This is a genomic window from Planctobacterium sp. AWH2_060 (genome assembly GCF_056158425.1).
This window is the reverse complement of record NZ_JBSWTG010000001.1, coordinates 1,688,585-1,705,458: the sequence shown is the minus strand read 5'-3', so window position 1 is coordinate 1,705,458 and position 16,874 is coordinate 1,688,585. Positions and strand designations below refer to the sequence as shown.

The 16,874-nt window shown below is 46.4% G+C and carries 2 protein-coding genes (1 of these 2 cut by a window edge); both read left to right on the top strand.

Annotation, left to right across the window (positions count from 1 at the left end):
• Positions 1 to 3: 3 nt before the first annotated feature.
• On the top strand, positions 4 to 15,987 hold the full coding sequence (locus ACXAD8_RS07300) for an amino acid adenylation domain-containing protein (protein ID WP_475226697.1): 15,984 nt from the start codon (positions 4 to 6) through the stop codon (positions 15,985 to 15,987).
• Positions 15,984 to 16,874: the beginning of a non-ribosomal peptide synthase/polyketide synthase gene (locus ACXAD8_RS07295; protein WP_475226696.1), read on the top strand. Its footprint extends 15,423 nt past the window's final position; 891 of the gene's 16,314 nt are visible here — the first part of the coding sequence; it begins with the start codon at positions 15,984 to 15,986; its stop codon lies beyond the right edge, outside the window. The genes ACXAD8_RS07300 and ACXAD8_RS07295 overlap by 4 nt, the downstream gene beginning before the upstream one ends.

Sequence of the window (16,874 nt, the reverse complement as noted above, 5' to 3'; positions counted from 1 at the left end):
TCAATGTCTATCTTCAAATTGTTTGATGTATTAAGAAAAAACCAAATCGAAGTATTTTTAGACCAAGGCAAGTTAAAGACTACTGCCCCGGCGGGCAGAATTACGCCGGAAATAGGTCAGCTGATACGCGAGAACAAAGATGAATTGATCGAGATTTTGTCACGACAGGCGAATCACCGCAGTCGAGCAACTCAGGTCAGGATACCCAAAGCACCGCCGTTGACGGAGAATATGCCAGGCCATCCATTGTCTTATGCACAACAGCGTTTGTGGTTTATTGAACAATTTGAAGATGTTGATGGACTCTACAATATTCCCATGGCGTTTGCCCTTCAGGGCCCATTGGATTTCGCTTTGTTGCAACAAACCTTAGACACCTTGGTGGAACGTCACCAGGTACTCAGAACGACATTTCTGGAACATCAGGGAACGGGATTGCAAGTTGTACAGCCTGCGCGAGCTATGGTTATCGAACGATTTGATATCAGGGAAATGCCCGAGCAGGAGCAAACTGAATTCACCCGCACTAAGGCACAACAGGAAGCTACCGCGCCTTTTGACCTGGGTGAGGATCTGATGTTGCGCTGTATGTTAATACAGCAAGCTGAACAACAATTTGTAGTGTTGTTAACCATGCATCATATTGCCGCTGACGGCTGGTCCACCGGGATATTGAAAAACGAATTTATCGCGATTTATTCCGCGCTCAAGACGGGGCATAAAAGCCAATTACCGCCGTTGGAAACTCAGTATCTGGATTACAGCTATTGGCAGCGAGAGCAATTGGCTGGAGAGCAAAAAACACTGTCACTGCAGTTTTGGCGGTCTTATCTGAATGGGATCCCGAAAGTACACAGTATTCCACTCGATTTTCCCCGGGAGTCAAGTGAGTCGGGGTTGGCCTCAGTGGTGGAGCTGGATTTGCCCGGGCAACTTACTCAAGCGTTGAAATCTTTAGCGCAGCAGCAGAGTGTCAGTTTATACATTTTGCTGCAAACGGCATTATCATTATTTGTCAGTCGCTGGTGCAATGAACCGGATGTTGTTATCGGCAGCCCGGTTTCAGGTCGTTATCATCAGGACATTGAGCCTTTGATTGGATTCTTCGTTAACACCCTGGTGTTGCGAACAAAGGTTAATCAAAATTCAGAAGACGGACCGGCTACGGACTTTCTCGCGTTGCTGCAAGACAATGCGAAACAAGTTTTGCAGGCCTTCAGTCATCAGCATATTCCGTTTGAGATGTTGGTAGACCAATTAAAGCCAGAGCGTAGCCTATATCACAGTCCACTGATTCAAATTCTGTTTAGTATGGAAGAAGCGGGTACACAGACTGGTGACTTGCCGGATCTGACGCTTTCCGGCTATGACCAGGGAGTGAGTGTCGCAAAATACGATTTGGAGATTGTCGCGCTGGTCTCTGAATCCGGTATTAAGCTGAAGTGGCAATACGATACTCGCCTGTTTCATGAAAACTCCATGCGCAGTATGTTGGATAGCTTCGCTGTCATGTTGTCTGGCATTGCGGAGCAACCAGATATGCCTGTTAGTCGCTTGCCCCTGGTACAGCAAGAACAAGAAAGTCGCATCAATGCCACAGCGACTCAACAATTGCAGGCACAACAAGGTTATTTATCCGCGAAACCGGTGCACCAGGTGTTTCAGTCGCTGGCAACTTCTCAGCCGGACAAGCTGGCAATCTTGATGCAAAACACGCAAATGAGCTACCGACAACTGGATTGCGAATCAAACAAACTGGCTCACTATTTGATTTCTGTAGGCGTCGGCAAAGGCGATTGCGTTGGAGTGTGTTTCGATCGCAGTCTGGGGCATTTTGTGAGTCTGTTAGCACTGTTCAAAGTTGGTGCGGTATTTGTCCCGCTGGATGCTAATTTTCCGCAGGATCGGATAGAAATGATCCTCAACGATGCTGATATTCAAAAGGTGTTAACAACCCGGGAACTGGCATCACAATTGATACCCTTCAAAGAGCGAGCCATTCCCCTGGATGGCTTAGTCGAACTGCAGAGTATGCCTGATGCTCGAGTAAGGGGAAGTGTGATTGGCGGTTCAGATTTGGCCTACATAATTTATACCTCAGGCACAACGGGACGGCCAAAAGGCGTAATGTTAGAGCACAGTGCACTTGCTGCTCATTGTGTTTCTGTGAATGAGCACTATCAGCTTACTCCACAAGACAATGTATTGCAGTTTTCTGCCCTGGCCTTTGATACTGCGCTTGAGCAAATCTTTGCCGCCCTTACCAGCGGTGCAACTCTGGTAGTAAGAGGTAACGAACTCTGGAGTGAATCAGAGTTTGCCAACTTCATTACAAAGCATCAGGTGACGGTGGCTGACTTTCCACCCAATTACTTTTTATCGCTATTGAAGTCGCAGCGCATTGCTTCGGATTTTTGGCGAGATTCCTCATTGAGGATTGTGATTCTGGGCTCAGATGTATTTCCCGCTTATGTGTTTAACTATTGGTGTGAACAACAATTATTTTCTCATTGCCGTTTAATCAATGCCTATGGTCCAACGGAAACCACCATTACTTCATCAATACACGAATTTGCCCAAGACGATGACAGGGAAGCTGCATTGTCCATCGGTAAACCATTGCCTGGCAGACAGTATTACGTAGTCGATGCCAACGATCAGTTGCTACCACAAGGTGCATGTGGTGAATTATTGATTGGGGGGATCGGCCTGGCTAAAGGTTATTTACATCAGCAACAGCTAACGCAACAAAAATTTGTTACAGCGCAATCGTTTGCTCATCTTCCTGAGCACGTCGGACGGCTTTATCGCACTGGAGATTTAGTGCGCTGGTCGGCTAATCAGACGGTACAGTTTATTGGCAGAACCGATGAACAGGTGAAAATACGCGGCTTTCGCATCGAATTAGGTGAGATAGAAAACAGTATTAACAGCTTTACTGGCATTGCCACTAGTCTGGTATTCATCACTGAACACAACAGCCAGCAATATCTGGTGGCTTATGCAGAGGTTGAAGACGGCAAATACTGTATTCCGCAATTTGAGACTGAATTAAAGGAATATGTTGCCAGAGCATTACCTGCTTACATGGTGCCGTCTGCGTTTGTTCTGATGAACGCATTTCCAATGACGGATAGCTTAAAAATTGACAGAAAGGCCTTGCCGAAACCCCAAATTAGTCTTAGCCGGGATTATGTTGCCCCTACAACTGACACTCAGGCTACATTGGTAGCAATTTGGCAAGACATATTGGATTTAGAAAAGGTAGGGATCCAGGATAACTTTTTTGAACTGGGCGGCCATTCTTTACTGGCCACCAGGGTGGTGAGTGAGGTTGCCAATCGTCTGGCTAAAAAAATATCAATCCGTAGCTTATTCGAGTTTAAAGATATCAAAGCGCTTGCCAGCCACATTGATGGCATTAAGCAGCAGCAATACCAGCGAATTCCAGTGGTATCCAGAGAGCAGCGGCTGCCACTGTCATTTGCCCAACAGCGCTTGTGGTTTATTGACCGGCTAGAGCAGGGTAGTAGCCACTACAACTTGCCTTCTTCATTGCAACTGAGTGGACAGCTGAATTATCAGGCTGTGCAGGCCAGCCTGGATCATTTACTGCAACGTCATGAAGTATTGCGTACTACCTATCAAACCGATGGTGATGATGTTTTTCAGGTTCCCGGGTCAGTGCAACGTGTGCCTGTGAATCAGGTGGACCTGACCCAATCGCATGATTTATCAATATCCGAACGAATTCAGAAGGCCCATAAATTGGCACTTGAAGAGGCGTTTTTACCTTTCGATTTGGCGGCAGACATCATGTTGCGTTGTACCTTGATCAAGATAGCGCCCATGGAGCATGTTGTGTTGTTTACCACCCATCATATTGCTTCTGATGGATGGTCTACAGGTATTTTAGTCGACGAATTTGCTCAGCTGTATAGCCACTATTGTGGAGCCGATGCCGATCAGCCTGTGCCTTTGGCACCTTTGCCCGTTCAATATGCCGATTTTGCCAGTTGGCAAAGAATGAGTTTTAGCGAAAAGTCATTGCAGAGCGAGCTGAATTATTGGTTAGAAAAACTTTCAGGGGCGCCAAAACAACACAGTTTACCGTTAGACTTTTCACGTAAGGCAGAGCAATCCTACAGTGCCGGTAAGGTGGAGATAACCCTGGATGGACAGCAACTCAATGCTTTAAAGCAAATGGCGTCAGATCAAGATGCAACTCTGTTTATGGTGCTGCACACAGCATTGGCGGTTTTAATTTCTCGTTGGAGCAATGAGTCGGATATTGTCATCGGGACACCGGTTGCGGGACGAGTACACAAAGATTGTGAACCCTTAATTGGTTTTTTTAACAATACGCTGGCACTGAGAACGCAAATTCCAGCAGGGTGTCAATTCGAGCAACTGTTGGCACAGGTTAAACGCGAAGACCTGGATGCATTCAGTAATCTAAATGTTCCCTTTGAAATGCTGGTTGAGCAACTGCAAGTTGAGCGAAGCCTGAGCCACAGTCCGTTGTTCCAAATCATGTTGATATTGCAGAATTATCAGGAAGAGTCTCTGACGCTGCCTGATATTGAGCTGAAACCTTTTGAAAAAGAACAAAACCTGACCCACTTTGATTTAGGGCTAACAGCTGTCGAGCACGACAATAAGTTGCAAATTCAATGGAACTTCAAAGATACACTTTTCCGTCCTGAGACAGTGACAAAGATGGCTGCAAGTTTTGCCAGGCTTCTGCAACAAGTTACAAGTGCGCCTGAGTTATCATTGGATGCCTATAGTCTGGTTCCTGCCAATGAATTACAGAAGTTGCAACAATGGCAAACCGGCCCACAGCAGAAAATGGGGCGCTCTTTAGATGTGGTGACATTATTTGAGCGCCAGGCCGCTATCACACCTGATGCGATTGCTGTGTCCATGCACGATGAAAGCATCGATTACGCTACACTTAATCGACAGGCGAACAGGCTGGCCCATTACTTCCTTGAGCAAGGAGTGGGTTCCGGGTCCTTGATTGCTATTTATATGCCGCGTTCTTTGCCGCTGTTTGTCGCCATGTTAGCGGTAATGAAGGCCGGTGCCGCCTACATACCGGTGGAGCCAAATACTAAACCGGCCAGGTTACGACAAATTATTGAGGATGCCGAAGTCAGCTGCTTGATATTGGAGGAAAAAGGCAGTGCAGGAGCTCTGGTATCTGACACCGGTGTGAAGACTCTAAATGTTGATTTAACGCTAAATCGGTTGGACAGCTATAGCGAAGACAACCCAAGTCAGTCGCGCACTTTACGGGATTCTGCCTACGTTATTTATACATCAGGCTCAACGGGTAAACCCAAGGGCGTTGATGTCAGCCACGGTGCTTTGATTGATTATTGCCGCTTTGCTTTGGACAATTATTATAGCGAGTCATTGCAGGGTGCCATTCTGGTGACCTCCCACGGATTTGATATCAGTGTTCCGGCTCTGTGGTTACCGTTATTGCGAGGTGACCGATGTGTGTTGACCTGGCCTGAACAAGAGCTCAGTGATTTATCTGAGTTATTGATACAGCAAGCTGGTTCAGCTTCCACTGAACAGGGGGCATTGCTGAGAATGACACCAATGCACGTTAAAGGCCTGCTGCAATTGCTACAGCAAAATACAGCGGGTGTTGCCAATCAGTTTAACTTGCCCTATACCTTTGTCATTGGTGGAGAACGCCTTACTAACAACTTAGCCAGAGCGTTGCAGGACGCTTTTCCCAATAGTCAGATTTACAACCATTATGGTCCAAGTGAAACCGTTGTGGGCTGTGCTATGTTTGATTACAGTCGTTATCAACACTGCAAGCGGTTGGCAGATCTGGAAAGTGTTCCTATTGGTATGCCAATGGAAAACACCTGTTTGCATGTGTTAGACCAGAATTTACAACCAGTACCTGTTGGTGCGGTAGGCGAACTTTATATCGAAGGCCCTTGTGTGGCTAAAGGTTATATCAATGCTCCAGCTTTGACCAAAGAGCGATTTATCCCTGTTTCTGAAAGCACTGACTCGCGCATGTATCGTACCGGTGACCTGGTACGCTGGATAGGTGCAGATACGTCGGATGATGGCTCAGCTCTGCCTCCGGTCCTGATGTTTATGGGCCGCTGCGATGAGCAGGTCAAATTACGCGGTTACAGAATTGAGTTAGGTGATATCGAAACTGTAATCAGAGATTCAGGGTTGGTAACTGATTGTGCGGCACACATTATCGAGGATGAGCAAGGTGTTCAGCAGTTGCTGGCTTATCTGGTAGTGGAGCCAGCACTATTATCTAGTCCAGAGGAACACGCCGGGCTTATTAGTGCGGTAAAACAGTGTCTGGAAAACGTGCTGTCTTCCTATTCTGTGCCATCCCATTTTATGATGTTGGATGCGCTGCCTTTGAACGCCAATGGCAAGTTAGATCGTAAATCGCTACCCAGACCAAAACTTGAAGTCGCTGCTGAAAACTTCGTTGCCGCTGAAACCAAAACAGAAAAGTTGCTTGCTGATATTTGGGCGGATTTGCTCAAACTCCAGGTGCAAAATATCAGCACAGAAGCAAACTTTTTTGAATTGGGAGGCGATTCTATTCTGTCAATTCAGATCGTTTCCAGGGCAGCTCGTGCTGGGCTGCACTTTACTGTAAAGGATATTTTTGAGCAGCAAACCATAAAGCGCCTGGCAAAAGTGGCCAGAACCGGCAGCAAAGTAAATGCTCCGCAAGTGCCAACTGAGGGAAGTTTACCCTTGTTACCAATCCAACGGGCCTTTTTTGAAGATGATGTTGATTTGCATCATTACAATCAGGCGGTTTTACTTAAAGTGCCAGGTAATTTAACGCTTGAGTTATTACAGGAAATCGTTACCCGATTAGTGGAAAGGCACGATGTACTGAGATTGCGCTTTGCACAGGATTGTTCTGCTCAATCGGATAAGCAAGTTGATTGGGCAAGCGAATATTTACCCTTTAGCGCAGAAAGAGTCCGGGAATTGGTGGCTGCCATCGCTCAGGAGAAACACTGGATGGCGCCTGAATTCACGGGCTTATCTGAGTTTTGTACTGAAGTTCAGACCAGTCTGAATCTGCAAAATGGACCTTTGATGAGAGCGGTGTTAGTTCATTCGCAGGAAAGTGAGCAAAATGAAGCGCGTTTACTGTTGGTGTTACACCACTTGATAGTTGATGGGGTTTCCTGGCGTATTTTGCTAGACGATATACAAACCTTGTTTCAGCAATCGATGCAGGGTGCAGCATTAAAGTTAGGGGCGAAAACCTCTTCTTATCAACAATGGTCTTTGTTTTTGCAGGAATATGCCTTGTCTGAAGAGGTACAGCAACAGCGAGACTATTGGGGTAAAGTAACGCAGACTTATACATCAAACTTGCTGTCTGCTTTACAACATCAAGGTGCAGGCCTGGCTACTGCAACCGGTAAAAACCAAATGGGGTCAGTGCAGTTCAAACTGGATGCCAATGTCACCAAACAACTTTTAACTGAATGTGGTTCTGCTTATCGTACTCAAATTCAGGAGTTATTACTTACTGCAGTTTGTTTAGGTATCCAGCAATTTTGTGGCGATCAACAGGTATCCATTGATATGGAAGGCCATGGTCGTGAGTCCTTAATCGAGTCGCTTGATATTAGCGAAACTCTGGGCTGGTTCACCAGTATTTTCCCGGTTCATCTGACCTTACAAGATGCGCCATCTAACCCAAAAAATGCCATTGAGGCGGCAATATGTGCGGTCAAGGAGCAGTTCCGGGTCATCCCGAATAAAGGTATTGGTTACGGCTTACTTAAATATATTGCCAAAGTGCCTGAATTAGTCACGGCCCAATCTTCAGTGTTAAGTTTTAATTACCTGGGACAATTTGACCAGTCTGTTAATGAGCAAAGCCTGTTTTCAGCGGCATCTGAGGGCGTTGGTCAGTCGATTAGTAGCAACAGAACTGATAAACACCTTTTGTCGCTGGTGGCTGCGGTAATCTCCGGTGAAATGGAATTCAGTATTAGTTTCCGCGACGCACAATTTTCTGTATCCAGAATCAGCGCTTTAATGCAACACATTGAGGCCGCAATAGGGTTGATTATCGAACATTGTTTAAGCCAAAAACAGGGCCGTTTTACGCCATCTGATTTTCCTTTGGCAAAAGTGACACAGTCACAACTTGATAACTGGATCCCTGAACAAGCGATGGCCGATATTGAAGACTTATACCCTGCTACGGGAATGCAAAACGGGCTATTGTTTCACTCAATGGTAGAACGAGGAAGTTATACCACGCAAACGCTGTTGCGTTTTGATGAACTGAATGTCGCTGCATTCAAAGCCGCATGGCAAGCGGTCTTTAGCCTTCAAACCATTTGCCGCACAGGGTTTGTCGGTCTGGAAGAGGGCAATACTCACCAGTTAGTTTACCGTCATGTTGAGTTGCCATGGCGAGAGCAGGATATCAGTCATTTATCATCTTCCGAACAGCAGGCGGTGATTGAACGCATAACTCAGGAAGAAAAGTCGGCGGGATTTGATTTCTCTGTGCCACCACTGATTCGAATTGTGGTGTTGAACTTAGGTCAGGGTGCACAACAAATGATTTGGTCCCACCATCACGCGTTACTCGATGGTTGGAGTACACCACTGGTTTACCAGCAAGTTGTTCAGTGCTATTCGGCAATTTGTCAGAATGAGCCATTGCCTCAAGGAGAAACCGCACATTATCGCGATTATGTGGCCTGGTTGCAGGCGCAGGATAAGCAAAAAGCCCTGGCTTATTGGCAAACACAGGTTGACAGTATTGAGCACGTAACACCACTGCCGTTACTGAACTCCCACGCTAATGCCAGAGCGGGGCAGTCTCAGGCCCGCACAGCACATATTAATTTTGCACAGAATATCACCGCTGAACTTGAAACTTTGGCGAAGCGCATGCGGGTGACCATGAATATTCTGGTCCAGGCTGCATGGGCCACGTTATTGTCACGACATGCCAATCAATCCAGAGTGGCTTTTGGCGCCACCACATCGGGACGTCCTGCGGAATTGCCACAGATAGAGCAAACGGTAGGGTTGTTTATCAATACGCTACCTGTCGTGGCAGATATTCCGACAGGTTGTAGTCTTGAGACCTGGTTGCAAGCTCTACATCAGAGCCAAATCGAAAGAGATCAGTATCAGTATGTGCCATTGCATGAAATTCAAAGGTTGGCAGCTGATAATCAGGGGCTGTTCAACAGTATCCTGGTGTTTGAAAATTACCCTGTTGACGATGCAGTAAAACAAGACAGCGTGTTAAAGGTTACTGACGTTAAATCCATTGAGGGGGCAAACTATGCCATGGCTCTGGTTGTCAATAAGAGTAATACCCTAAACATCCGGTTAGAGGTAGATGCTGAACTGTTTAACCAAACACAGTTGGCGCTTATTGCGGAGCGACTAGAGTTACTGATTCTGAGCTTTACGCAGCTGGCTGATGAGGCTTTGGTAAGCGATTTGGACATGATGCGAGCCGAAGAAAAACATCGACTCATTCATTTAAGTGATGCCGCGGTTTGTGAGTATCCGGATGACTTACTCTTGCATCAGGTGTTTGAAAATATCGTTCGCGAACACGGCTCCAGTGTGGCAATCGTGCACGAGAACTACAGACTGACTTATGATGAATTAAACCAACAGGCAAACCAACTGGCGCATTATTTGCGAGAGCAAGGTGTCGGTCATGAAACCCCGGTAGGGATTCTGATGCCTCGCAGCCACCAGGTGATGATTGCCATATTGGCGGTTCTAAAAGCGGGTGGCACATACGTGCCTTTAGATCCCGCTTATCCAACGGAACGTCTGTCTTATATGATGCAGGACGCCGAAATTGGCTGCTACCTGGTTTGCGGTGAAGTTAATCAGGAGCTTAAAAACTTATTGGCTGGCACTGTAATTAATATGCAAGAGTTGGCCTGGCAGTCTGGAGTTGCCAGAACAGATTTGCCTTTATTGCGGGAACAATCGCTACGTTCTCTAGCGAATATTATTTATACCTCCGGATCTACAGGTAAACCTAAGGGGGTCATGGTACCGCACGGAGGATGTGTTAATCTTGCCGAAGCACAAAAGAGTCTCGGCGTTACATCTGAATGTCGGGTTTTACAGTTCTCATCCATCAGCTTTGACGCTATGACCTGGGAATGGCTAATGGCTTTGACTCACGGATCAGCTTTGTATGTTTGCCCGGATGAAATCCGTACACTCCCAGAACAATTGTCTGAATTTTTAGTGGAGCACAAGATCACCAATCTGGTGCTGCCCCCGTCTTTGCTACAGCACCTTCCCTGGCATGAAGATTATGCGTTTACTGCATTGGTTACGGCCGGTGAAGCTCTGAATCAGTCTTTAGCTGATGTCTGGGCAACTAAGTACAGCATGTTTAATGCCTATGGCCCTACGGAAACCAGTGTCTGCGCCAGTGTGGCTCGCGTTGAACCTGGAAAACCCGTAACCATTGGTAAAGCAATCGCCAATACCCGATTGTATGCTGTCGACGATGCCTTGAATCTGGTTCCGCCCGGCGCAATCGGACAATTGTGTGTTGCTGGTAATGGCGTTACGGCTGGCTATTTAAACAAGCCTGAATTAACCCAGATAGCGTTTGTTGCGGATCCGTTTTACCGGGAAGATAGCCAGCCCATGTATAAAACCGGAGATCTGGTCAGGCTGAATGAAGAGGAGGAGTTTGAGTATATTGGTCGTCTGGATACGCAGGTAAAAATACGCGGATTTAGGATTGAAGTCAGTGAGATTGAGTCTGCTTTAAACCAGTGTGAAGGGGTTCGCGAAAGCATCGTTGTGGTGCGCACCCTTGATGCAACCAAACGCCTGATTGCTTATGTGGTCCCAGAGGGGGAGGTCACTGACGAGGCCGAATATAGCGCTTGTCTTAAGAATACTCTGAAAGAAACTCTGCCTGCGCACATGGTGCCCTCTGCTTTGGTTTGCATGTCAGCTTTGCCTCTGACAGTAAACTTTAAAGTGGATAAGAAAGCGTTACCAATGCCAAAGAGCGATATGGACTGCGCCTTTGCACCGCGGACTGAACAGCAACAAATCATTGCTCAAGTGTGGCAAGAATTGTTGGGGATAGAGCAAGTAGGGTTGCAGGACAACTTTTTTGAAATTGGTGGCGACTCAATACTGGCGATTCAGGTGGTTTCCCGTTGTAATGCTCGTGGCCTGAATATCACCACTAAACAATTGGTGACCAGCCAGACTATTGAAGCTTTGGCCAGCCAGATAGAAGACAATCCAAAACTTGTGCAGGAGCAGGGGCCGGTTTCCGGAGAGTTAAGTCTGTTACCGATTCAGCGGCATTTTTTGGAAGCTGGACACCCACAGATACATCATTTCAATCAATCGTTAATGTTGCAAGTGCCTGAATCCCTTACAGCCGGCCAAATAGAGCAAGCCATTCAGGCTATTTTAGAGCGTCATGACGGCTTGCGGTTGCAGTTCTGGCAGGACAAGGGGAACTGGAAGGCTGAATACCTGTCCTATACCACCGCAACATTACAGCAGTGCTGTATTACTGATGTCATATCTGACGAGGGCGATTTCAGTGAACTCGTCACTGAGCGGGCAAATTATTGGCAACGTCAGTTTGATCTGGGAGCAGGTAACCTGTTTAAGGCGGTGTTAATTGGCAATCAGCAACAGCGCAGATTGTTATTGGTGGCACATCACCTTGTGGTGGACGGTGTTTCCTGGCGAATCATTCTATCCGACCTGCTGCTGGCAATTAACCAGGTGCAACAAAATAAGCCCATTGAGTTAGCAGCTAAAACTTCCTCTTTGCAGAAATGGGGGGCTGCCCTACAAGCAATGGCTGACTCGCAAGTTATCGAGACACAGCAACATTATTGGCGAAAGCAGGTATGTGACAACTACAGTCCCTTAATGACTGATTTTCCAATACATGGAAGCGCTCCTTTGCACACCAGCAGGACGGTCACCAGGTCATTGTCTAAAACCCAAACTAATGGACTATTGAAAGACACTAATCAGGCCTATCGTACCCAGATTAATGAGTTACTGTTATCAGCCTTGTCGCTGGGAGTGGCTCAATGGCGTGACCAGCAAAGCCTTATCGTTGCGCTGGAAGGGCATGGCCGGGATATGCTGGAAGATGAGTTGGATGTTACGGAAACAGTAGGCTGGTTTACCTGTCTTTATCCGCTGCGCCTGGAAGCTGACAAGGAATCATTGTCTTCTCATCTTAAACAGGTGAAAGAGACCTGTCGTTCAGTGCCGGGCAATGGCTCTGGTTACGGAATATTGCGTTATATCAAAGGTCTGGCGGAGTTTGAGGGGACACAAGAACTCAATGAGCCGGATATACTGTTTAATTATCTCGGACAAATTGACCAAAGCTTTGACAACGGGGCAACTGTGACCCTGGCAGAGGAAAGTGATGGTCAAGCCATGAATCCAGATATGAACAGAACCTGTAAATTGGGCGTCAGCGGCAAAGTATTGGATGGTCAACTGCAATTGAGTTTTGATTACAGTGAGCTGCAATTTGAGCGCCGTAGCATTGAGCAGTTAGCCAATCTGGTGAATCAGTGTTTATTGGAAATCCTACAGCACTGTGCCGGGCAAAAGCAACTTGGCGTAACGCCATCAGACTTTCCCTTAGCCCGGGTTTCGCAACCTAAACTAGATGATTTATTCAATAAAAACAATAAGATAAAGGCACTGTATCCCGCTACACCAATGCAGGAAGGTTTGATTTTCCACAGTATGTTGGAAAAAAGCGCTTATGTGACACAAAATTATCCGATTATTCGGGGTAATTTAATCCCGGCTGTTTTCAGAAAGGCCTGGCTTGCAGCGATTGCACGCCACGATGTGCTGCGTACTGCTTTTATTGAGATTGAAGGGCAATGGTATCAGCAGGTATCTCAGAAGGCGTCTTTACCCTGGTGCGAGCTAGACTGGAGTGAATTGGACGAAGAGCAACAAAAGGTTGAGTTTGAAAAACTAAGAATTGAGGACCGAGCTCAAGGTTTTGACTTTCAGCAAGCTCCGGTAATGCGGATTACTTTGGTTAAATTGGCTTCTCAGCGTCACCAAATCTTGTGGACACACCATCATTCATTACTGGATGGATGGAGTCTTCCAGTGCTGTTTAATGATGTGTTGCAACACTACGCTAAATTTTCCACAGGTCTTGAGTTGGAAGCCCCGAAACCTGCCAGTTACCAGGATTATATCCGGTGGTTGCAGGCACAATCCAAAGAGCAAGCTCTGACTTATTGGCAGCGGTTACTAAGCGATGTTGAAGGACCGACAGAATTGGTTTTCGCGGATCATCCGGTAAACAAAAATGACCACTTAAACAGTTGTAGCCTGCAACTCGGGGCTACGGAAACAGCGCAATTAAAAAATCTCACGCGTGAGATGAAAGTGACTATGAGCACTTTATTGCAATTTGCCTGGGGTTGTTTGTTGCACAAGTACAGCCAGGATGAACAGGTGATATTTGGCACTACTATCTCGGGTCGACCTGCACAGGTAAACGGTATTGAACAGATGGTCGGATTGTTTATTAATACTGTTCCTGTGGTTATGACTTGCGATGAGCGAAGCATTGCAGAGATTATTTATGAATTACAGGAACAATCCGCTCATAGCAATGACTATGGTTATCTGTCACTACTGGATATCCAACAACAATCTTGCATCGCCCATGGCGATAGCTTGTTTCACTCGGTGATATCAGTAAACAATTATCCGCTCAGCAGCAATGAGGGTACATCTGAAGAAGCAACGGATCTCATTATTGAGGAAGCTTTCAGCAGTGAACAAACCCATTACAACTTATTGTTAAACGTCGATTTGGGCGACAGCATTGATCTCAAGTGTACCTGGCAGGGTGGGTTATTTAGTGAAGCCCAAATCCAGCGCATTCTAGGTCAGTTACAACTGGTATTGTCGCAACTACCCAAGCTATGGTCAGCTCCGGTTCGAAGGTTGTCGATCCACACTGAGTTGGATTATCAGCAATTGCAGGAGTGGCAAAATTCTGAATCGAGTGAGCTATCTGACCTCTGTATTCATCAACGATTTGAACAACAGGTTCAACAACAGCCGCTAAAAACAGCCCTGGCCTTGCATGGCAAGCACCTATCCTACGCGGAGCTTAATCGACGGGCCAATAAACTTGCGCACTATTTGCAAGCACAAGGCGTGGCTTCAGAGGACTTTGTCGGGATCTTTTTTGAGCGCTCTTTCGACATGATTGTGGCTATTTTAGCTATTTTGAAAGCCGGTGCCGCCTATGTCCCGTTAGATCCCAACTCCCCTAAAGCTAGATTGCAATACATAGTGAAAGATAGCGGAATTCGCATATTATTATCACAACAGGCATTGCACCCTGAATTACTATTCTCTAACATAGCCTGTATCACGTTGGATGAAGAAAGCCATAGCCAAAAGATTGCGGCGTGCAATGATGGCAATGTCGATGTACCGAAGACACTGAATCCTTGCAGTCTTGCGTATATGATTTATACCTCAGGGTCCACCGGGGATCCGAAGGGCGTAATGATTGAGCACCGCAACGTAGTTCGGTTATTTGATTCGACACAAGAAACTTACAATTTTAGCGGTAGTGATGTCTGGAGCCTGTGCCACTCTATTGCCTTCGACTTTTCTGTATGGGAAGCTTTTGGCGCCTTGCTCTATGGTGGACGCCTGGTCATAGTGCCGTCAGAGATGACCACCGCTTATGATGAGCTATACGAGCTGTTGGTTGAACAGCGGGTAACTGTTTTGAATCAGACGCCCGCAGCGTTTAATCAATTGAGCTTTATTGACCAGAAGCGCAATAAAGATATAAGCCTCAGGGCTGTTATCTTTGGTGGAGAAGCGCTGGTGTTATCGAACCTGGCATCCTGGGTATCGCGTCGCGGTGATGAAACTCCACGCTTGTACAATATGTATGGGATTACTGAAACGACTGTACATGTCACCTGCAAACAGATTACAGGGGCAGATATAGAAGCAGGTAAGGGAAGCATTATTGGACGCGCTATAGATGATTTGAGCATTTATTTGCTGGATAGTGAAGGTCAACCTGTATTGCGGGGAAGTACCGGTGAAATGTATGTGGGCGGGCCCGGTGTTGCACGGGGCTATTGGAACAACGAAGCGCTTAATGAATCGCGCTTTGTGCGCTTTACGCACCTTCCGGAACAAAGGTTATATCGTTCTGGAGACATCGCCAGATATCTGGGCGAAGGCGAGTTCGAATATCTGGGACGTTGTGATGATCAGGTCAAAGTTCGCGGATTTAGAATTGAACTGGGTGAGATTGAGCAGCAGTTAATCCGATTGCCGGAAGTTAAATCAGCCGCCGTGCTGGCACCGCAAGATGAGCATGGACAACGCTATCTTGTGGCTTATGTAGTGGCTGAAGAAGGGAGTGATTTCGAAGACACTGACGGCACAGCACTGGCTGACTTGGTTAAAAATAAACTGGCCCTGGTATTACCCGAATACATGGTGCCGCCATTTGTGATGTTTTTGCCATCGTTGCCACTTACCGGCAATGGCAAACTAGATCGCAAAGCGTTACCGAAACCACAAGTTACAGTTACCGCTGCCGAGTATGTGGCTCCGGAAACTGAGACGGAATTAGCAATTGCTGAAATATGGTCTGAGTTATTAGCCATCTCAGCAGAAGAACTGAGTATTGAGGAAAACTTTTTCGACCTTGGCGGTCATTCTTTGTTAGCCACAAAGGTGCTTATGCGAATTGAGCAAAAGTGGTCTATCGATATCGCCATTCGGGAGTTGTTCCAGCATCAAACAATAAAAGCACTGTCCAGTTATCTGGACGGGATCCGGTCTGAAGCTGCCTTACGAGAGGAGGTCGTTTTAGACCTCGATACAGTGGATGAAACGGAAATAATTGAACTATGAAGCACTTGGACATCATTGCGGCCTGTAAACAAAAAAATATAAAGCTGGCACTGAAAGAAGATCGTTTGGTTTTAGTTGATGAACAAAAAAATATCACTCCAGATCTACTTGCCGAATTAAAAAAATACAAAGCGGACATTATTGCCTGGTTACAACAGTCGCAAGCTTCTTCATCGAGTGAAATCCCAGCGGTTTCACTGGAGCACTACCCCTTGTCCTTTGCGCAGCAAAGATTGTGGTTGGTAGATCAGATTAGTGAGGGCAGCAGCCAATACAATATTGCAATGGCCTTCAAGCTTACCGGAGCGCTGGACAAGGATATCGTGGCGCGTGTTTTTAGTGAAATTGTTGGTCGCCATACTATACTGCGCAGTGTTTTTGTGATGCATGATGAGGGGCCCAGACAGGTAGTTCAGGACGCTCAGTTCTGCATGGACTACCTTGATTTTACAGCTCTATCGGATGATAAAAAACAAGACAAGCTGGCAGAAAAAGTCACCAGCGAAGCAAACTATGTTTTTGATTTAGAACATGATTTGATGTTGAGAGCGACCCTGGTGGCGCTATCAGAAACAGAGCATGCCATTTTGCTGACCATGCATCACATTGCATTTGATGGTTGGTCTACGGGTATTCTGTTAAAAGAATTTATCACTTTATATCAGTCATTTAGCGCAGGTGAAAACAGTCCATTACCTCAATTACCGATACAATATAGCGATTTTGCTCACTGGCAACGACATACTTTGGATGCGGGTGGTAATAAGATCGCAAAGGAATTGAGCTACTGGAAGCAGAATCTGGATGGTGCACCGAGCTTACATAGCCTGCCATTAGACAGAAGTCGTCCGGCCAGACAAGATTTTCGTGCCGGAGTTTTCAGTCAC